Raw genomic sequence first — 19238 nt, forward strand, 5'->3', positions numbered from 1 at the left:
CCTCCCGTTCTCCAACTCCGCGGTCCCCGCCCCTTCCTCCAGCACATCCAGCGCGACCAGCACCCGCAACCCCAGCGAACCCGGCAGATACTCCGTGAGTTCCTCGCGCGGGACGAGCCGCCACGACAACAGCTCCTCCTCCTGGAGCCGGATCGACTTGAGGTCGTTCGCCGTGAGGACTCCGCCGTCGTACAGGTAGGCCACCAACGGCGGGTAGTCCGGGCCGTGGTAGACCCAGTCGACGGCGAGCAGGGGGCCGAGTTCGACGTCGAGGCCGATCTCCTCCAAGGTCTCGCGGCGCGCGCCCTGGCGGGGTGTCTCGCCGTCGTCGGACTCGATCGTGCCGCCCGGAAGGGCCCAGCCCTCACGGTAGTTGGGCTCGACGAGGAGGACGTTTCCCCCGGTGTCGCGGAAGAGGGCGGCGGCACCGGCGAGGATGCGGGGGAGACCCGCGAGGTACGTGGCGAAGTCTGTCGTGGTGGTCATTGGGGAAGGGTAACCAGCCCGCGCAGCCGCCTCTCCGACTCGCTGCCCGGCTCGGGGAAGTGACAGATCAGGCTCAGCCAGGGCGCCTCCTGCACCGCGAGCCGTACGAACGACACCTCGATGTCACCCGCATCGGGGTGCCGGTAACGGCGCACGGACGAGCGGAACTCCACCACATCGTGTGCCTCCCACAGCCGCGCGAAGTGCGGGCTGGTGGTGACGAGTTCGTCGATCAGCTCCGCGAACCGCGGGTTGTCCAGTTCGTACGCCGCCTGCTGCCGCAGCAGGCCCGCCATCCACTCCGTCTCCGCCTCCCACTCGGGCATCAGGGCACGGACGCCCGGTTCCCTGAACAGCAGCCAGGCGCTGTTGAGTTCTAGGCGCGGCCGGTCGAGGAGGGTGGGGCCGAGGATCGCTTCCTGGGCCCGGTTCCAGGCCAGGACGTCGAAGCAGCGGTCGATGACGAAGGCGGGGTTCGGCATCAGCGTGTCCAGGAACGCCCGTACCGCGTCCGGGACTTGGAGGGACCGCTCGGCCGGTTCGGGGGCAGGCCGGCCCGCCAGCCGGAACAGGTGCGCCCGTTCCACGTCGTCCAATTGCAGCGCGCGGGTCAGGGCCAGCAGGATCTGCGGGGAGACGTTGATGTCGCGGCCCTGTTCCAGCCAGGTGTACCAGGTGAGGCTCACACCGGAGAGCAGCGAGACCTCCTCGCGGCGCAGGCCCGGGGTGCGGCGGCGGCCACCCGGTGGCAGCCCCGTCTCCGCCGGGTCGGCGCGCTCGCGGCGGGACCGCAGGAAGGCGGCGAGGGCCTTGCGGCCGTGATCCTTGGCCCCTGGTGGTTCCTTGGCTTCCGGTGGTTCTTCGGCTTCTGGTGGTGGTGTCGGCGGCACCAGTAAATTCTGCACTCTTCAACCGGGCCGCCACCCGGCGCAGGGTGGGAGGGACACCGGACCCGCAGGTCCGAAGCGATCCCAACTCCCAGCCGAAAGGCGGCCCTTGTGGCTGAGCTGTCCCTGTCCACTCCCCGCACCGTCCTGGTCACCGGCGCCACCGGCGGCGTGGGTTCCGCCGTCGCCCGCCGCCTGCACGCCGACGGCTGGACCGTGTACGCCGCCCACCGCCGCCCCGCGGACGCGGAAGCGCTCCGGGACGCCGGCTTCACCCCCGTACTCCTCGAACTGACCGACGAGGACTCCGTCACCGCGGCGGCGGAACAGGTCGGCCCGCGTCTGGACGGGCTCGTGAACAGCGCCGCGATCATGGGCCAGGGCCCCGTCGAACTGACCCCCACCGAGGCGTGGCGCCGCCAGTTCGAGATCAACGTGATCGGTCAGGCGACCGTGATCCGCGCCTTCCTGCCCGCGCTACGGGCGTCCGGCGGCCGGATCGTGAACGTCGGCGCCGTCTCGGCCCGCGTCCCGCCACCGTTCTTCGGCCCGATCGCCGCCTCCAAGGCCGCCCTCGCCGCCCTCACCCACTCCCTGCGCGCGGAACTGCGCCACCAGGGCGTCAAGGTCACCCTCGTCGAACCCGGCGCCATGGACACCCCCATCTTCGCCACGGCGGACAAGGCGAACTCGGAGATGGGCCTGGCCGGTTCACCGGAGACCCAACGCCACTACGCCCGCGCCCTGGACGCCGTACGAACGACGGCCGCCCGCCAACCGCTCGGCCCGGTCACCCCGGCCGTCGACGCCGTCGTACGCGCCCTGACCGCCCGCCGCCCCGCGACCCTCACCACCACCGGCAAGGACGGCCGCGCCCTCGCCCTGTTGCGCTTCCTGCCGGACGGGCTACGGGACCGGCTGGTGCTACGGGCGTTCGGGGTGACGGCGGAGGCGTTCGACGACATGACGCCTACGGAGTCGCCCGCAACCCGTCCACGATGAGGTCCAGGATCCGCCCGGCCCGCGCTTCCCCACCCCGTGCCGGATCGAGCCGCCACAGCACGCTCAGCTGAAGCAGCACGTCCTCCGGATCGAGCCCGGACTTGAGCGACCCGTCGGCCGCTCCCGCCTTCAGGAGTACGGCAATTGCGGCGACGAAGGGCGCGAAGTACTCGTCGTCGGCGCCCCCGTCGGTCGCCGCGTGGATGACCTCGGCGACGCCGTACTTGAGCCTCCCGTAGTGGGCGACCTCGTCAAACCAGAGGCGTAGCGCCACGAGCGGGGGATGGTCCGCGAGAAGGACGGGCGCGCGGTCGATCAGGTGCTGTATGTCGTGGCGGTACAGCTCCAGGATCAGCGCCTCCCGGGTGGGGAAGTGGCGGTAGAGCGTCCCGATGCCGACGCCCGCCTCCTTGGCGATCGCGGTGAGGGACGCGCTGCTGGACGTGGCGATCGCCTCTCGGGCGACGGTCAGGATGCGCTCCCGGTTGTCGAGGGCGTCGCGGCGGGTCGGTTTCGGGTTCACGGGTGCGGGGCCGTCCGTCCGGTGTCGGATTGCTAAGCGGAGGGTCCTCCGGTACGTTGGTGGATGTACCGGAGGGGCCTCCGCTTCGTTCTTCATTCTGGCACATCCCCACCCGACACCGCAGGGAGCACCGTCATGCCCGAACTCGTCCTCGTCACCGGAGGCAGCGGCTACATCGCAGGCTGGTGCATCGCCGAGCTGCTCCGCCGCGGCTACGACGTCCGTACGACCGTCCGCGCCCCGGGCAAGGAACGCGCGGTCTCCGACGCCGTCGCGACCGTCGTCGACCCCGCCGGCCGGCTGAGCTTCGCCGTCGCCGACCTCACCGCCGACGAGGGCTGGGACGCCGCGCTCAAGGGCGTCGACCTCGTCCTGCACGTCGCCTCCCCGCTCGGCGCCGCCTCGGACGACCCCGACGCGCTGATCGCCGCGGCCCGCGGCGGCGCCCTGCGCGTCCTGCGCGCGGCCACCGAGGCGGGCGTACGACGCGTGGTGATGACCTCGGCCGCGAACGCCGCGAGCCCCTCGTCGTACGCCTCCGAAGGCGTCACCGACGAATCGCTGTGGACCGATCCAGACGACCCGACCCTCATCCCCTACCGCCGCTCGAAGACCCTCGCCGAGCGCGCCGCCTGGGACTTCATGGACGGCTACGACGGTCCGACCGAGCTGACCACCGTCCTCCCCGGTGCCGTCTTTGGACCGGTCCTCACCACCGCGAACATGGGCTCCGTCGGCATCATCGCGCGCATGGTGGGCGGCAAGATGCCCGGCGTCCCGCGGATCGGCCTCGAAGTCGTGGACGTCCGCGACCTGGTCGACGTCCACATCCGGGCGATGACGTCACCGGACGCGGCGGGTCAACGCTTCCTGGCCACCGGGGAGTTCGTGTGGATGGAGGACATCGCGCGCACCCTGCGCGAGGGCCTCGGCGAGCACGGCCGTACCGTCTCCACGCGCCGCCTCCCGGACTTCGCCGTCCGCCTCGCCGCCCGCTTCCGGGACCCGTCGCTGCGCGAGATCACCCCCGCGCTCGGCCGCCGCAACCGCCACAGCACCGAGAAGGCACGCCGCGTCCTCGGCTGGGAACCGCGTCCCGCGCGTGAGGCAGTCCTTGACTGCGCCCGGAGCCTCATCGCGCAGGGCGCCGTCTAGGCGTCGGCGGCCTCCGCCAACTGCACGGTCCGCGCGGCCAGTTCACTGATCCGCGCCCCGTCGAAACCGAACACCGCACTGCGCACGGTGTCCTCCAGCGGGTCCTTCCACTGCGGCGGGATCGCGTCCGCGCCGGTCAGCACCCCGGCGACCGAACCGGCCGTCGCGCCGTTCGAGTCGGTGTCCAGACCGCCGCGGACGGTCAGCGTGATGGTGCGGGTGAAGTCGCCGTCGCCGTACAGGAGCCCGGCGGTGAGGACGGCCGCGTTCGGGATCGTGTGGATCCAGCCGAGCCCGGCGGTCTCCTCGGACAGCGTGGTGAGCGTGTCCTCCCAGGTCATCCGGGTCTCGTGCAGCGTGAGCACCCGGCGTACGGTCCGCGCGAGGCGGCAGCCCGGCGGGATCACGGTCAGCGCCGTGTCCAGCGCGTGCCGCACGGTCGGCGCGGTGAACGCCGCCGAGATGAGAGCGGCGGCCCACATCGCGCCGTAGACCCCGTTCCCGGAGTGGGACAACACCGCGTCCCTGCGCGCCAGTTGGGACGCGCGACGAGGGGCACCCGGACTCGTCCAGCCGTAGATGTCGGCGCGGATCAGGGCGCCGATCCACTCCTGGTACGGGTTGTCGTGCGTCGCCGTCAGCGGTGGCTTGAGGCCGTTGGCGAGGTTGCGGTAGGCGGCGCGCTCGGCCGTGAACGTCTGGAGGTACGGCAGTCTCCGCAGCCACAGTTCGCCGACCTGCTCGGTGCTGAAGCCGAAGCCGTGGGTCTCCAGCAGGTCGAGGCCGAGGACGGCGTAGTCGACGTCGTCGTCACGGCAGCTGCCGTGGATCCGGCCGCGCACGCACCGCTGCCACTCGGGGCGCAGCTCGAAGCCGTCGGACTCGTCGGCTGGCTCGGGCAGGTAGTCGGTCAGCGGCAGGGCGGCGGCCTGCCGCAGATAGCGGTCGATGCGGTCGCGCGTCCACAGGTCGCCCTGCTCGACCGGCTTCCCGAGCATGTTGCCCGCGATCCGGCCCAGCCAGCCCCCGAGGACGCGGTCCGCGAGCGCCGGCTCAGTGCCTACAGGGGTCATACCTCCGGTGTACCCGATTCCGGGCCGGGCAGCGGCACAGAGCGCGGCACAGGGTCCGCTCAGCGCGGTCCCAGCGTTCGGTCGGGGCATGACGGCGGGGGCGTCCGCCGGTTAAGGTCGCAGCGGCGCGACTGGCCCCGGAACGCGCGGGGGCCCGTAGAGCAAGGGGATCGCAAGGTGGCGAACGCTGCACAGAGGGGCACCCACAGGGTGCTCATCGCCGCGGACAAGTTCAAGGGGTCGCTGACGGCCGTGCAGGTCGCCGAGCGGGTGACGGCCGGGCTGCGCCGGGTCGTACCCGATCTGGACGTGGCGGCGATGCCGGTCGCCGACGGCGGCGACGGCACGGTGGACGCGGCCGTCGCGGCAGGCTTCGAGCGGCGCGAGATACGGGTCGCAGGACCCCTCGGCGACGAGGTCACCGCGGCCTTCGCGGTACGCGGCGACACGGCCGTGGTGGAGATGGCCGAGGCGAGCGGGCTGCAACGGCTGCCCAAGGGCGTCTTCGCCCCCCTCACCTCCTCGACGTACGGCTCCGGCGAACTGCTGCGGGCCGCGCTGGACGCGGGCGCGCGCACCATCGTGTTCGGCGTCGGCGGCAGCGCCACGACGGACGGCGGCGCGGGCATGCTCTCCGCGCTCGGCGCCCGCTTCCTGGACGCGGAGGGCGAACCGGTCCCCCCGGGCGGCGGCGGCCTGACCGACCTGGCCTCGGCCGACCTCACCGGCCTCGACCCGCGCCTCGCCTCCGTCGAACTGGTCCTCGCGAGCGACGTCGACAATCCGCTCACCGGCCCCAAGGGCGCCCCCGCGGTCTACGGCCCGCAGAAGGGCGCGGCGCCGGACGACGTGGACGCCCTCGACGCGGCCCTCGGGCACTACGCGAAGGTCCTGGAGGAGGCGATCGGCGCCAAGGCCGCCGAGTACGCCGCAGCACCCGGCGCAGGCGCCGCCGGTGGCATCGGCTACGGCGCGCTCCTCCTCGGCGCCCGCTTCCGCCCCGGCATCGAGGTCATGCTCGACGTCCTCGGCTTCGCCTCCGCCCTGGAGGGCGCCACGCTCGTCATCACCGGCGAAGGCTCCCTCGACGAACAGACCCTCCACGGCAAGGCCCCGGCAGGCGTCGCGGCGGCGGCCCGCGCGGAGGGCAAGGAGGTCGTAGCAGTCTGCGGCCGCCTCGCCCTGCCCCCACAGTCCCTGGGCCACGCCGGTATCCGCCGCGCGTATCCCCTCACGTCGATCGAGCCGGACGTCGTGAAGTGCATCGCGGACGCGGGCCCGATCCTGGAGAGCGTGGCGGAGAACATCGCACGGGACTTCCTGGTCTGAGCCGCACCCCGAGGAACGTCGAAGGGCCCCGAGCCAAGTGGCTCGGGGCCCTTCGTGTCGTACTGCAACGCGCGTTCTACGACCGCTACGGAAGCTGTGCGGCTCGCGCCTCACGCCGGTTGCCGCGGAAGTTGTTCACCCGGCGGGCCGTCGCGAACAGCGGGATCACCGCGCCCATGACCAGCTGGAGCGCGCAGCCCGTCTGAAGGAGCAGCTGGCCGCCCGGGGCGTCGAAGGCCCAGGATGCCAACAGGCCCATCGACAGGACGATCCAGGCGAGCATCGCGACCGCGAGGCGACCGCGGGGCTTCGGGTACTCGACCCGGCTCACCATCAGCCAGGCGGTGCCGAGGATCGCCATGAGCGTCGCCGCGAAGGGCAGCTCGAGCAGCACGATCGAGACCACCGTCAGCGCGCCGAACGGGGAGGGCATGCCCTGGAACATGCCGTTCGGTGGCGTCACGCACGAGAAGCGCGCAAGCCGCAGCACCACCGCCAGCAGCACCACGATCGCGCCGACCGCGGCCACTCTCTGGTGCGCGTCGTCGGCGACCATGCCGTAGACGAGGACGAAGTACGCCGGCGCGAGGCCGAAGCTGATCAGGTCCGACAGGTTGTCCAGCTCCGCGCCCATGGGGGAGGAGCGCAGCTTGCGGGCGACGAGGCCGTCGAAGAGGTCGAAGACCGCCGCGCACAGCATCAGGATGACCGCGGTGGCCGCGCTGTGGCGGGCCATGCCGGTCGACTCGTCGTTGCCCGTCAGATGCGGGATCAGGATGCCGGTGGTGGTGAAGTACACCGCCATGAAGCCGCAGGTGGCGTTGCCGAGGGTGAGGGTGTCCGCTATTGAGAGGCGGAGAGAAAGAGGCATCTCCTCCTCGTCGTCCACCTCATCGGCCTCGGGCACCCAGCCCGTCTGTGTCTCCGGATCAACCACGGTCAATGCGAGTCACCCCAGCCACCGTCTTCTGACCGACCTCCACGTCCACGTCGACACCCTCGGGGAGGTAGATGTCGACGCGCGAACCGAAACGGATCAGTCCGATGCGCTCGCCCTGCTCGACCTTCGTGCCCTGCGGGACGTAGGGGACGATGCGGCGGGCGACGGCGCCGGCGATCTGGATCATCTCGATGTCACCGAGCTCGGTGTCGAAGTGCCAGACGACCCGCTCGTTGTTCTCGCTCTCCTTGTTGAACGCGGGAACGAAACCGCCCGGGATGTGCTCGACCGACGTCACCGTGCCGGAGAGCGGCGCGCGGTTGACGTGGACGTTCAGCGGGCTCATGAAGATGGCGACGCGGGTGCGACCGTCCTTCCACGGCATGATGCTCTGCACCACACCGTCGGCGGGAGAGATGACCCGGCCTTGGGTGATCTCGCGCTCGGGGTCGCGGAAGAACCACAGCATGCCCGCCGCGAGCGCGGTGGCGGGTACGGCCACGGCCTTGGCGGCGCCGGACTTGCGCGCACGTACCAGGCTGAGGGCTGCGGTGGCGACGGTCGGCAGGAGCCACGGCGATGCTCCGCGCGCGAGGCGTACGCCTGCCAGGCTGTCGCGTGGTGCAGAGGTTTGGCTGTGGGGCATGGATGACCTTCGTAGCGGATGATGCCGCGCTGTAACGGGGGACGGCGGCTTTCCCGGGATCGTACCGGTCGCGGGCCACAACTGGGCAAGCCAGGAAGCCGAGTCGGCGGCTGAGGAGCGTTGACGGGGTGTGATCTTCTTCTCGATGAAAACACCCCGAAACGGACAATCAGCCCTGGAATCGATACTCTTCGAGCAACCTGCGCCCGATGATCATTTTCTGGATTTCGGCGGTACCTTCGCCGATCAGCAGCATCGGCGCCTCGCGGTAAAGGCGTTCGATCTCGTACTCCTTGGAGAAGCCGTACCCGCCGTGGATCCGGAAGGCGTCCTCGACGACCTCCTTGCAGTACTCGGAGGCGAGGTACTTCGCCATCCCTGCCTCAAGGTCGTTTCGTTCCCCGGAGTCCTTTTTGCGTGCCGCGTTGACCATCATCGCATGGGCGGCCTCGACCTTGGTAGCCATCTCCGCGAGCTTGAACTGGATCGCCTGGTGCTGGGCGATGGGCTTCCCGAAGGTGTGACGCTGCTGCGCGTACGAGACGCCCAGTTCGAAGGCACGCTGAGCGACACCGCAGCCACGCGCCGCCACGTTGACGCGCCCGACCTCGATTCCGTCCATCATTTGGTAAAAACCTCGGCCGGTCTCGCCGCCGAGCACGCGGTCGGCCGGAATCCGCAGGCCGTCCATGATCAACTCGGTGGTGTCGACGCCCTTGTAGCCCATCTTGTCGATCTTCCCGGGGATGGTGAGACCGGGCCGGACCTCTCCGAAACCGGGCTCCTTCTCCACCAGGAAGGTCGTCATCGACTTGTGGGGCGCGGTGCCCTCCGGGTGTCCTTCGTCACTTCGCACGAGGACGGCGACGAGCGACGACGTTCCGCCGTTCGTCAGCCACATCTTCTGTCCGGTCAGGACGTACTCGTCACCGTCCTTCACCGCCTTCGACGTGATCGCCGAGACGTCCGAACCGAGCGCCGGCTCCGACATCGAGAACGCGCCCCGGATGTCGCCGGCCGCCATGCGCGGCAGGAAGTGGTCCTTCTGCTCCTGGGTGCCGTGCTGCTTGAGCATGTAGGCAACGATGAAGTGGGTGTTGATGATGCCGGACACCGACATCCACCCGCGCGCGATCTCCTCCACGCACAGGGCGTACGTCAGCAACGACTCGCCCAGGCCGCCGTACTCCTCCGGGATCATCAGGCCGAACAGGCCCAACTCCTTGAGCCCGTCGACAATTTGCTGCGGATACTCGTCGCGGTGCTCCAGCTCGGTGGCGACCGGGAGGATCTCCTTGTCCACGAAGTCGCGGACGGTGGACAGGATTTCCCGCTGGATGTCGGTGAGACCGGCGGTCTGGGCGAGTCGCGCCATGGCTACTTCTCCGTCTGCTTCAGCTGGGGGCGGCCGGGCTGCTCGCCGCCGCGCTCCTTGATGTACGTCTCGGTCGGCACCATCACCTTGCGGCGGAACACGCAGACCAGCGTGCCGTCCTGCTTGTAGCCCTTGGTCTCGACGTAGACGATCCCGCGGTCGTTCTTCGACCTGGAGGGCGTCTTGTCGAGGACCGTCGTCTCGCCGTAGATCGTGTCCCCGTGGAAGGTCGGCGCCACGTGCTTCAGCGACTCGACCTCCAGGTTGGCGATCGCCTTGCCCGACACGTCCGGCACCGACATGCCGAGCAGCAGCGAGTAGATGTAGTTCCCCACGACGACGTTCTTGCCGAAGTCCGTTGTGTTCTCGGCGTAGTTGGCGTCCATGTGGAGCGGGTGGTGGTTCATCGTCAGGAGACAGAAGAGGTGGTCGTCGTACTCCGTGACGGTCTTTCCGGGCCAGTGCTTGTAGACCGCGCCGACCTCGAACTCCTCGTAGGTGCGTCCGAATTGCATGGTGCTCAGGCCTCCGGGGCTTCGAACTTGGACGTGCGCTCCATGCCGGCCGCCCGGCCCTTGCCCGAGATGACCAGCGCCATCTTGCGGCTCGCCTCGTCGATCATCTCGTCGCCGAGCATCGCGGAGCCCTTCTTGCCGCCCGCCTCGGACGTGTAGTAGTCGTAGGCGTCCAGGATCAACTCGGCGTGGTCGAAGTCCTCTTGAGAGGGCGAGAAGATCTCGTTGGACGCCTCGACCTGGCCCGGGTGCAGCACCCACTTGCCGTCGAAGCCGAGCGCGGCGGCACGCTGGGCGACCGCGCGGTAGCCGTCGAGGTTGCGGATCTGGAGGTAGGGGCCGTCGATCGCCTGGAGGTTGTTGGCGCGGGCGGCCATCAGGATCTTCATCAGGATGTAGTGATAGGCGTCCGCCGGATAGCCGGGCGGCTGCTCGCCCACGACCAACGACTTCATGTTGATCGACGCCATGAAGTCGGCCGGGCCGAAGATGATCGTCTCGACGCGCTGGGAGGCCGTCGCGATCTCGTTGACGTTGTTGAGGCCCTGCGCGTTCTCGATCTGCGCCTCGATGCCGATCTTGCCGACCTCGAAGCCCATCGTCTTCTCGATCTGCGTCAGCAGCAGGTCCAGGGCGACGACCTGCTGGGCCGTCTGCACCTTCGGCAGCATGATGCAGTCGAGGTTCTGCCCCGCGCCCTCGACGACCGTGACGACATCGCGGTACGTCCACTCGGTCGTCCAGTCGTTGACGCGCACGACCCGCGTCTTGCCCGTCCAGTCGCCCTCGTTGAGGAACTTGACGATGGTGTGCCGCGCCTCGGGCTTGGCGAGCGGCGCGCACGCGTCCTCCAGGTCCAGGAAGACCTGGTCGGCCGGGAGACCCTGTGCCTTCTCCAGGAAGCGCGGGTTGCTCCCGGGGACCGCGAGACAGGAGCGCCGCGGGCGAAGCCGGTTGACGGGGGCGGGCGTGGTCATGCGGGGACCTCCAAGGGGTCGAGCAGGGGGTCGAGCTTGTTCGCTTTCCGGATCTCGTCGACGATGCGGCCGATGATTCCGGTGATGTCGAAGTCCTTCGGTGTGAAGACCGCCGCGACTCCGGCGGCCCGCAGCTGTTCGGCGTCACCATTGGGGATGATCCCACCGGCGATGACAGGTATGTCTGTGGCACCGGCCACACGGAGCCGTTCGAGCACGTCCGGCACCAACTGGGCGTGCGAGCCGGACAGGATGGACAGCCCGACCGCGTGCACGTCCTCGGCGAGGGCCGCGTCCACGATCTGCTCCGGGGTCAGCCGGATGCCCTGGTAGACCACCTCGAAGCCGGCGTCACGCGCGCGTACGGCGATCTGCTCGGCGCCGTTGGAGTGCCCGTCCAGGCCCGGCTTGCCGACCAGGAACCGCAGCTTGCCGACGCCCATCTCGCGCGCCGTCACGTCCACCTTGCGGCGTACGCCGGCCATCGCCGAGCCCTCCTCGGCGGGCACCGCCACCGGCGCCGACGAGACGCCCGTGGGCGCCCGGAACTCGCCGAACACCTCCCGCAGGGCCCCGGCCCACTCACCGGTCGTGACACCGGCGCGGGCGCACTCCAGGGTGGCCTCCATGAGGTTGCCGGTGCCCTTGGCGGCCTCCTTCAGCCGCTCCAGCGCCTTGCACGGGCGCGGGTGGTTGAACGGCGGCTGGTAGCGCGTATCCCGCCAGTGCTGCAACGACTCGATGACCCGCGCCTCGACGGCCGGGTCGACCGTCTGGATCGCCGTGTCGAGGTCGGCGGTGAGTGGATTGGGCTCGGTCGTGTTGAAGATGTTGACGCCGACGATCTTCTCTTGACCGGACTCGATACGGCCCCGCCGCTCGGCATGCGAGGAGACGAGCTGCGACTTGAGATAGCCCGACTCGACGGCGGCCATCGCGCCGCCCATCTCCTCGATGCGGTCGATCTCGGCGAGGGACTCCTCGACCAGGGAGGCCACCTTCGTCTCGATGACGTGCGAGCCCTCGAAGATGTCCGCGTACTCCAACAGGTCGCTCTCGTACGCCAGCACCTGTTGCATGCGCAGCGACCACTGCTGGTCCCAGGGCCGGGGGAGCCCCAACGCCTCGTTCCACGCCGGGAGTTGGACGGCACGCGCGCGTGCGTCCTTCGACAGCGTCACGGCCAGCATCTCCAGCACGATCCGCTGGACGTTGTTCTCCGGCTGCGCCTCCGTCAGCCCCAGGGAGTTGACCTGGACGCCGTAGCGGAACCGGCGCTGCTTCGGGTTCTCGATGCCGTAGCGCTCGCGGGTGATCTCGTCCCAGATGCGGCCGAAGGCGCGCATCTTGCACATCTCCTCGATGAAGCGGACGCCCGCGTTCACGAAGAAGGAGATGCGGGCGACGACATCGCCCTTGCGGTCCTCGGGGATCTGGCCGGACGCGAACACCGCGTCCAGGACGGCGATCGCGGTGGACATCGCGTACGCGATCTCCTGGACCGGGGTGGCCCCGGCCTCCTGGAGGTGGTAGCTGCAGATGTTGATCGGGTTCCACTTGGGGATGTGGTTGACCGTGTAGCAGATCATGTCGGTCGTCAGCCGGAGCGAGGGGACCGGCGGGAACACGTGCGTGCCCCGCGACAGGTACTCCTTGACGATGTCGTTCTGGGTCGTCCCCTGGAGCTGGGTGATGTCCACACCCTGCTCCTCCGCGACGACCTGATAGAGCGCCAGCAGCCACATGGCGGTGGCGTTGATCGTCATCGAGGTGTTCATCTGGTCCAGAGGGATGTCCTGGAAGAGACGACGCATGTCCCCGAGGTGCGCGATCGGCACGCCGACCCGGCCGACCTCGCCGCGGGCGAGGATGTGGTCGGAGTCGTAGCCGGTCTGCGTCGGCAGGTCGAACGCGACCGACAGACCGGTCTGGCCCTTGGCGAGGTTGCGCCGGTACAGCTCGTTGGACGCCTCTGCCGTGGAGTGACCGGCGTACGTGCGCATGAGCCACGGCCGGTCTTTCTGGCGCTCAGTCATGTACTGGACCTCAGCCCTCAGATGTTCCGGAAGCGGTTGATCGCGTCGATGTGCTTGGCGCGCAGTTCCTCGTCGCGCACGCCCAGGCCTTCCTCGGGGGAGAGGCACAGGACGCCGACCTTGCCCTGGTGGAGGTTGCGGTGGACGTCGTAGGCGGCCTGCCCGGTCTCCTCCAGGGAGTACACGCGGGAGAGCGTCGGGTGGATCTTGCCCTTGGCGACCAGCCGGTTGGCCTCCCAGGCCTCGCGGTAGTTGGCGAAGTGCGAGCCCACGATCTTCTTCAGGGACATCCACAGGTAGCGGTTGTCGTACTCGTGGTTGTACCCGGAGGTCGACGCGCAGGTGACGATCGTGCCGCCCTTGCGGGTGACGTAAACGCTTGCGCCGAAGGTCTCGCGGCCCGGGTGCTCGAAGACGATGTCCACGTCCTCGCCGCCGGTGAGTTCACGGATGCGCTTGCCGAAGCGCTTCCACTCGCGCGGGTCCTGGTTGTGCTCGTCGGCCCAGAACTTGTAGTCCTCGGCGGTGCGGTCGATGATCGCCTCGGCGCCCATCGCCCGGCAGATGTCCGCCTTCTGCGGCGAGGACACGACACAGATGGGGTTGGCGCCGCCCGCGAGCGCGAACTGCGTGGCGTACGAGCCGAGTCCGCCGCTCGCGCCCCAGATGAGGACGTTGTCGCCCTGCTTCATGCCTGCGCCGTTGCGGGAGACCAGCTGCCGGTAGGCGGTGGAGTTCACCAGGCCCGGGGCGGCGGCCTCCTCCCACGACAAGTGGTCCGGCTTCGGCATCAGTTGGTTGGACTTGACGAGGGCGATCTCGGCGAGCCCGCCGAAGTTGGTCTCGAAGCCCCAGATGCGCTGCTCGGGGTCGAGCATCGTGTCGTTGTGCCCGTCGCTCGACTCCAGCTCCACGCTCAGGCAGTGCGCGACGACCTCGTCGCCGGGCTTCCAGGCGTTCACGCCGGGGCCGGTGCGCAGGACGACGCCCGCGAGGTCGGAGCCGATGATGTGGTACGGCAGGTCGTGCCGTTTGGTGAGCTCGCTGAGCTTGCCGTAGCGCTCCAGGAAGCCGAAGGTCGCCATCGGCTCGAAGATCGACGTCCACACGGAGTTGTAGTTGACCGAGGAGGCCATCACGGCCACCAGGGCCTCGCCCGGGCCGAGTTCGGGCACCGGGACGTCGTCCAGGTGGATCGACTTGCGGGGGTCCTTGTCGCGGGTGGTGAGGCCCGCGAACATGTCCGTCTCGTCCTTGTGCACGGTGATCGCGCGGTACGACTCGGGGAGCGGCAGGGCGGCGAAGTCCGCCGGAGTCGAGTCCGGCGACTGGATCGCTTCGAGGATGTCCTTCACGGTCACGGTATTGCCTCCGGCGAAGGGCGCCCTGAGGGAGGGGCGCCGATGGTTACGTCGGTGCTGCTGCTGAGGGTGGGTGCTGAGGTGCCGTCGGTTCGGCGGGTGGTGCTTCGGCAGCGCTTTGTGGCGCGGGAGGTTGCCTGTGACGCAGGCGTCCGGGCGCGCAGCCCAGTGGTGGGTTGCGGGGACAGCCGACGTACGAAAGGTCTCTGCACGCCGGCCGCCCGGACACCTTCAACGTATGACACTGCGTGTCACCTCGCAAGGCACCGAGTGCCACGAATCGCTCTCAGGTGAAATCTTTACGTAACAAATGAGCGATGATCGATCGAACGGGGTCTGAAAGGTGCCTGAAAACCTGCTCTGACATGCCAAAACGGCCACCCCGTGGGGTGGCCGTCATCACAGCGGGGTGGGGAGGTCAGCGGTCCCTCAGTGCCTCTTCGATGGTCCGCATGACCTCGTCCAGCGGCGCGTCGGTGCGGGCGACCGTCACCAGGACCTCGCCCTGCTGGTGCACCATCGCGGTGGCCGGCTTGGGGGTCGTGGTGCGGCCGGCGCCGATGCCGCTGCCGAACGTCTTCCGTACGATCCCGAAGGCGTGGTCGAGCTGTGCCTCGACGTCGCCCTGGCCGCCGGCCCGCAGCCAGCGCCGCAGCACGTGGTTGTGGGCGGTGACCACGGCCGAGGCGGCGACCTCGGCGAGCAGCGGGTCGTCGTTGGCGTCGTCGTCGTGAGCGTGCTCGTCGAAGTGGCCCAGGAGATAGCGCGTGAACAGCCGCTCGTAGCGGGCCACCGACGCGATCTCGGCCTCGCGCAGGGTGGGCACCTCGCGCGTCAGCTTGTAGCGGGCGACCGAGATCTCCGGCTGGGCCGCGTACATGCGCATGACTTCCTTGATGCCCCGGCACACGGTGTCGAGCGGGTGCTCGTGCGCGGGGGCGGCATTGAGTACCGCCTCGGCCCGGATCAAGGTGTCGTCATGGTCGGGAAAGATCGCCTCTTCCTTGGAGCGGAAATGGCGGAAGAACGTCCGGCGCGCGACCCCGGCCGCGGCCGCGATCTCGTCGACGGTGGTCGCCTCGTACCCCTTGGTCGCGAACAGCTCCATCGCGGCCGCCGCCAACTCGCGCCGCATCTTGAGGCGCTGGGCGGCGGCGCGACTGCCCGCGGCACTCTCCGGTGCGTCGGGCGTGGCTGGTGTACGGGCGGGCTTGGCGGGCTGGGGCATGACCCGAACGTACTGCATGTGCGCAGCTTGGCGTGCACGTCGGGGGTTTCCCCCGCCCACCGTGGGCGGGGGGTCCTCCGAGGGGTCGAGCAGCCCGCCCCAGTCTCCGTCGGCCGCGAACCGGTCGCCGGGATCCTCAGCGGCGGGCATATTCGCGGAAGCCGCGGCCCGTCTTGCGGCCGAGGCAGCCCGCGGCCACCAGGTGCTCCAGAAGCGGTGCCGGAGCGAGGCCCGGGTCGCGGAACTCGCGGTGCAGGACCTTCTCGATCGCCAGGGACACGTCGAGCCCGACGACGTCCAACAGCTCGAAGGGGCCCATCGGGTAGCCGCCGCCCAGCTTCATCGCCGCGTCGATGTCGTCGAGGGACGCGTAGTGCTCCTGCACCATCTTGATCGCGTTGTTGAGGTACGGGAATAGCAGTGCGTTGACGATGAATCCGGCTCGGTCGCCACAGTCGACGGCATGCTTCTTGATCTTGACGCACACCTCGTGAACTGTTGATTGGACGTCAACATCCGTCAACACTGTACGGACGACCTCGACCAACTTCATCGCTGGTGCGGGGTTGAAGAAGTGCATGCCGATCACGTCCTGCGGACGCGAGGTGGCGCGGGCGCACGCGACGACCGGCAGCGACGAGGTCGTGGTGGCCAGGACCGCGCCCGGCTTGCAGACCTTGTCCAGCGTCGCGAACAGCTGCTGCTTGATCTCCAGGTCCTCGGCGACGGCCTCGACGGCCAGGTCGACGTCCGCGAAGGAGTCGTAGGAGCCCGCCGCGGTGATCCGGTCCAGGGTCTGCGCGGCGGCCTCGGCGGTCATGCGGCCCTTGTCGACGGAGCGCGAAAGCGACTTGCCGATACGGGACTTGGCGACCTGCGCCTTCTCCTCGCTGCGGGCGGCGAGCACGACCTCGTACCCGGCCTTGGCGAAGACCTCGGCGATACCGGACGCCATCGTGCCGGAGCCGGCGACCCCGACCGAGCGGACCGTACGCCCCGGGGTGAGCTGCGCGCCCTCCGGCGGGGTCAGCGCGTCCCGCACGACGGTCGCGCTGCCCGGAGTCTCGTACGAGTAGAAACCGCGACCCGTCTTACGGCCGGTCAGACCCGCCTCGCTGAGCTGCTTCAGGATCGGCGCGGGGGCGTGCAGCCGGTCGTGCGACTCGGAGTACATGGCCTCCAGGACCGTGCGCGCGGTGTCGATGCCGATCAGGTCGAGGAGCGCGAGCGGGCCCATGGGCAGCCCGCAGCCGAGCCGCATCGCCGCGTCGATGTCCTCGCGGGAGGCGTACTTCGCCTCGTACATCGCGGCCGCCTGGTTGAGGTAGCCGAACAGCAGCCCGTCCGCGACGAATCCGGGCCGGTCGCCGACCGCGACGGGCTCCTTGCCCAGCTCGATCGCCAGCTCGGTGACGGCGGCGACGGCGGCGGGCGCCGTCAGCACCGAGGAGACGACCTCGACCAGCTTCATCGCGGGCGCCGGGTTGAAGAAGTGCAGCCCGAGCACCCGCTCCGGCCGCGCGGAGTCGGCGGCCAGCCGGGTCACGGACAGAGCGTTCGTGCCGGTCGCGAGGATGGTGTCGGGGCGCACGATCCCGTCCAGCTCGCGGAAGATCTGGTGCTTGATCTCGTACGACTCCGGGGCCACCTCGATGACCAGGTCGGCGTCGGCCGCGGCGCTCAGGTCGGTGGAGGTGCGGACGCGGGCCAGGGCGTCGGTGCGCTCCTGCCCGGTCAGCCGGCCGCGCCGCACGGCGTGGGCGGTCGCGGTCTCCAGGGCGGCGAGGGCGTTGGCGGTCGCGGCCTCGCTGACGTCGATGCCGACGACCTCGCGGCCGGCCCGGGCGAGGACCTCGGTGATACCGGTGCCCATCGTGCCGAGACCGACGACGGCAATGGTCTTGAACGGGGACAGAGGGGCGTCGGACAGGGGAGTTGCCATCGCGGGACTCCTGGAATGAGGGTGACGACTGGGAGCGCACGGAGTGCGGGTGATGCCGGGCAACGAGCGCACACGCCCGGCGGGATGGAGAGAGAGTTCCGACCGGCCCTGTCCCAGGCCGAGTCGTACCGCGGTACACGAAGTACCGAACCGACTGCACTCGCGGCGGCTGCGTCACCAGGCCACCGCAAGGAGATACGCGAGTGGGTAACTCGCTCACCTGAGCTTAACCGGTGAGTAACGAGCGCGCCAGCCCCCGAGTTTGTGATGTAGGTCCCGGGCTTCCTGTGACACCCATAGGCTCGGTTTCATGGACGAAGAGTTGCGATCACTCACGGAGCGCTTACGGCAGGAGTCGGGAGGGGCGGTGCCGTACGAGCGTCTCGTGGCGACCGGCGACCTCGACGAACTGGCGGACGTGCTCGCCGCCCCCGGCCATCCGCTGTGGGCAAGGGAGCTGGCCGCGTTCCGTCTCGGCCTCGCGGGCGACCGGCGTGCCTTCGAGTCCCTCGTCCTCCTCCTCAACCACCGCGAGCCACAGCGCTGCGCCTCCGCCGCGTACGCCCTGGCCCGCCTCGACGACCCCCGCACCGCCCGCGCGGCCGCTGCCCTCGCCACCAACGAACTTCGCGTCGCCTACGCCCTGCACCCCGTCCGCCTCCTGGCCGACCTCCACGCCCCCGAATCGGTCCCCGCCCTCATCACCACCCTGGAGCGCCGCCTCCGCCCGCACGACCCGTACCGCCGCGTGGCGCTGGCCTGCGTGGAGGGCCTGGGCGAACTGGCCGACCCGCGCGCCAGACCGGTCCTGAACGACGCGCTCGCCCACCCGGCACTGGCGGAGGCGCACGGTGACCTGGACCGTCGTGCTCGGTGCCGCGTGCTTCAGCGTGTTGGTGAGGGCTTCCTGCACGATGCGGTAGACGGCGAGCTGAAGTCCCTGGGCGAGACCGGTGAGTTCGCCCTTGAGGCGGAGGGTGGCGGCGGGGCCCGCGGCCCTCACCCGTTCCATCAGGGCGCCCAGATCTGCCAGTCCCGGCTGGGGTGAGAGCGGGGTGTCGTCGGGTTCGTCGTCGTGGATGACGGCGAGCAGCCTGCGCAGCTCGGCCAGGGCGCCGCGCCCGCTCTCGGCGATGATCCGCAGGGTGTCCGCGCCCCGCTTCGGCTTGGTCTCGGCGAGTCCGGCGGCGCCGCCCGCGAGGCCGACGATCACGGCGAGGGTGTGACCGAGGATGTCGTGCATCTCCCGTGCCACGCGGGCGCGTTCGGTCGCCGCGGCCAGCTGGGCGCGCTGGTCGCGCTCCATCTCCAGGCGTACGGCGTGTTCCTGGAGGGCCTCGATGTAGGCGTTCACCAGTTTTCCGGCCAGGCCCAGCGCGGCCATCGACAGGATGGCGACCACGGCCAGGAACGCCAGTACCGGGGTGCTGGCCGCCTGGTCCGACCCCTTGAGGCCGTTGAAGAAGACGATCGACACGAAGGTCTGGAGGAGGTTGTACACCACACCGACGGCCAGCTGGCCGGGAGCCCCGAAGCGCCCCAGGTTGAGCAGTGCCACCAGCTGGGTGGCGCTCGAACCCGAGTCCACGCCCAGGAACAGGGACGCCTCGGAGAGGGCGACCAGGAAGGCGAAGACCAGCACCGGCCGCTGCCTGCGCCACAGCAACGGCACGGTGTACCCCGCCGTGACCGTCAGCATCAGGATGAAGGCGGGACCGGAGTCCTGGGCCGCACGTACCAAGGCCGGAACGCCGCCGAGGGCG

16 protein-coding genes and 2 pseudogenes are annotated in these 19238 nt (G+C 69.8%); 4 read left to right on the forward strand and 14 right to left on the reverse strand.

The features are described from left to right. Window positions 1-486, reverse strand: a 486-nt coding sequence (locus ACNFOC_RS00005) for an NUDIX domain-containing protein (RefSeq protein ID WP_416955212.1), incomplete at its 3' end; no start/stop codon positions are given. Beyond that, window positions 483-1376, reverse strand: a complete 894-nt coding sequence (locus tag ACNFOC_RS00010; protein ID WP_416955215.1) for a helix-turn-helix transcriptional regulator — start codon at window positions 1374-1376, stop codon at window positions 483-485. The genes ACNFOC_RS00010 and ACNFOC_RS00005, both read right to left, overlap by 4 nt. Before the next feature lie 108 nt (window positions 1377-1484). Between ACNFOC_RS00010 and ACNFOC_RS00015 the strand changes: the two genes are divergently transcribed. Further along, entirely contained in the window at window positions 1485-2375 is an 891-nt protein-coding gene (locus ACNFOC_RS00015) for an SDR family NAD(P)-dependent oxidoreductase (RefSeq protein ID WP_416955217.1), read from the forward strand. Here ACNFOC_RS00015 and ACNFOC_RS00020 read toward each other — a convergent pair. Next, on the reverse strand, window positions 2344-2898 hold the full coding sequence (locus ACNFOC_RS00020) for a TetR/AcrR family transcriptional regulator (RefSeq protein WP_416955219.1): 555 nt from the start codon (window positions 2896-2898) through the stop codon (window positions 2344-2346). The genes ACNFOC_RS00015 and ACNFOC_RS00020 overlap by 32 nt on opposite strands. Window positions 2899-3033: 135 nt before the next feature. Between ACNFOC_RS00020 and ACNFOC_RS00025 the strand changes: the two genes are divergently transcribed. Beyond that, window positions 3034-4053: an NAD-dependent epimerase/dehydratase family protein gene (locus tag ACNFOC_RS00025; protein ID WP_416955221.1), complete on the forward strand. Its 1020-nt coding sequence runs from the start codon at window positions 3034-3036 to the stop codon at window positions 4051-4053. Here the strand turns inward: ACNFOC_RS00025 and ACNFOC_RS00030 are convergent. Then, a complete protein-coding gene (locus ACNFOC_RS00030; RefSeq protein WP_416955223.1) occupies window positions 4050-5126 on the reverse strand; it encodes an ADP-ribosylglycohydrolase family protein in 1077 nt (358 codons plus the stop codon). The two genes, ACNFOC_RS00025 and ACNFOC_RS00030, sit on opposite strands and share 4 nt — an antisense overlap. Window positions 5127-5336: 210 nt before the next feature. Between ACNFOC_RS00030 and ACNFOC_RS00035 the strand changes: the two genes are divergently transcribed. Then, a complete protein-coding gene (locus ACNFOC_RS00035) occupies window positions 5337-6455 on the forward strand; it encodes a glycerate kinase (RefSeq protein WP_416955412.1) in 1119 nt (372 codons plus the stop codon). An 85-nt stretch (window positions 6456-6540) separates the two neighbouring features. Here the strand turns inward: ACNFOC_RS00035 and pssA are convergent, their stop codons facing one another. The 9 genes from pssA to ACNFOC_RS00080 form a co-directional block, all read right to left on the reverse strand. Continuing rightward, a complete protein-coding gene (pssA, locus tag ACNFOC_RS00040; protein WP_363096127.1) occupies window positions 6541-7362 on the reverse strand; it encodes a CDP-diacylglycerol--serine O-phosphatidyltransferase in 822 nt (273 codons plus the stop codon). A 22-nt stretch (window positions 7363-7384) separates the two neighbouring features. Then, entirely contained in the window at window positions 7385-8041 is a 657-nt protein-coding gene (locus tag ACNFOC_RS00045) for a phosphatidylserine decarboxylase (protein WP_033279388.1), read from the reverse strand. A gap of 169 nt (window positions 8042-8210) precedes the next feature. Then, complete coding sequence (locus tag ACNFOC_RS00050; RefSeq protein WP_416955226.1) at window positions 8211-9416, reverse strand: acyl-CoA dehydrogenase family protein; 1206 nt, start codon at window positions 9414-9416, stop codon at window positions 8211-8213. A gap of 2 nt (window positions 9417-9418) precedes the next feature. After that, a complete protein-coding gene (locus ACNFOC_RS00055) occupies window positions 9419-9931 on the reverse strand; it encodes a MaoC family dehydratase (RefSeq protein WP_328827622.1) in 513 nt (170 codons plus the stop codon). A gap of 5 nt (window positions 9932-9936) precedes the next feature. Further along, window positions 9937-10908, reverse strand: coding sequence for an HpcH/HpaI aldolase/citrate lyase family protein (locus ACNFOC_RS00060; protein WP_019062927.1), 972 nt, complete (start codon window positions 10906-10908; stop codon window positions 9937-9939). Continuing rightward, window positions 10905-12944 (reverse strand): ethylmalonyl-CoA mutase, encoded by a 2040-nt coding sequence (locus ACNFOC_RS00065; protein ID WP_416955230.1) that lies wholly within the window; start codon window positions 12942-12944, stop codon window positions 10905-10907. The genes ACNFOC_RS00060 and ACNFOC_RS00065 overlap by 4 nt, the downstream gene beginning before the upstream one ends. A gap of 17 nt (window positions 12945-12961) precedes the next feature. Then, window positions 12962-14299 (reverse strand): crotonyl-CoA carboxylase/reductase, encoded by a 1338-nt coding sequence (gene ccrA, locus ACNFOC_RS00070; protein ID WP_416955415.1) that lies wholly within the window; start codon window positions 14297-14299, stop codon window positions 12962-12964. A 424-nt stretch (window positions 14300-14723) separates the two neighbouring features. Continuing rightward, the gene (locus tag ACNFOC_RS00075) at window positions 14724-15551 is read right to left on the reverse strand and encodes a TetR family transcriptional regulator (protein ID WP_416955232.1); all 828 of its coding nucleotides are present in this window, start codon (window positions 15549-15551) and stop codon (window positions 14724-14726) included. A gap of 118 nt (window positions 15552-15669) precedes the next feature. Then, window positions 15670-17475 (reverse strand): 3-hydroxyacyl-CoA dehydrogenase family protein, encoded by a 1806-nt coding sequence (locus ACNFOC_RS00080; protein ID WP_416955234.1) that lies wholly within the window; start codon window positions 17473-17475, stop codon window positions 15670-15672. Between the two features lie 310 nt (window positions 17476-17785). Between ACNFOC_RS00080 and ACNFOC_RS00085 the strand changes: the two are divergent. Next, window positions 17786-18322, forward strand: a pseudogene (locus ACNFOC_RS00085) (adenylosuccinate lyase); the annotation flags it as partial. A 237-nt stretch (window positions 18323-18559) separates the two neighbouring features. Here ACNFOC_RS00085 and ACNFOC_RS00090 read toward each other — a convergent pair. Further along, window positions 18560-19174: pseudogene (locus tag ACNFOC_RS00090) on the reverse strand (sensor histidine kinase); the annotation flags it as partial. Between the last annotated feature and the right edge of the window lie 64 nt (window positions 19175-19238).

The organism is Streptomyces colwelliae (assembly GCF_048158785.1).
Taxonomy (GTDB): domain Bacteria; phylum Actinomycetota; class Actinomycetes; order Streptomycetales; family Streptomycetaceae; genus Streptomyces.

Coding starts and splice junctions, on each gene's coding strand:
- ACNFOC_RS00045 (WP_033279388.1), bottom strand. CDS start 8,041: ATGCCCCACAGCCAAACCTCTGCACCACGCGACAGCCTGGCAGGCGTA.
- ACNFOC_RS00025 (WP_416955221.1), top strand. CDS start 3,034: ATGCCCGAACTCGTCCTCGTCACCGGAGGCAGCGGCTACATCGCAGGC.
- ACNFOC_RS00055 (WP_328827622.1), bottom strand. CDS start 9,931: ATGCAATTCGGACGCACCTACGAGGAGTTCGAGGTCGGCGCGGTCTAC.
- ACNFOC_RS00080 (WP_416955234.1), bottom strand. CDS start 17,475: ATGGCAACTCCCCTGTCCGACGCCCCTCTGTCCCCGTTCAAGACCATT.
- ACNFOC_RS00075 (WP_416955232.1), bottom strand. CDS start 15,551: ATGCAGTACGTTCGGGTCATGCCCCAGCCCGCCAAGCCCGCCCGTACA.
- ACNFOC_RS00050 (WP_416955226.1), bottom strand. CDS start 9,416: ATGGCGCGACTCGCCCAGACCGCCGGTCTCACCGACATCCAGCGGGAA.
- ACNFOC_RS00030 (WP_416955223.1), bottom strand. CDS start 5,126: ATGACCCCTGTAGGCACTGAGCCGGCGCTCGCGGACCGCGTCCTCGGG.
- ACNFOC_RS00065 (WP_416955230.1), bottom strand. CDS start 12,944: ATGACTGAGCGCCAGAAAGACCGGCCGTGGCTCATGCGCACGTACGCC.
- ACNFOC_RS00060 (WP_019062927.1), bottom strand. CDS start 10,908: ATGACCACGCCCGCCCCCGTCAACCGGCTTCGCCCGCGGCGCTCCTGT.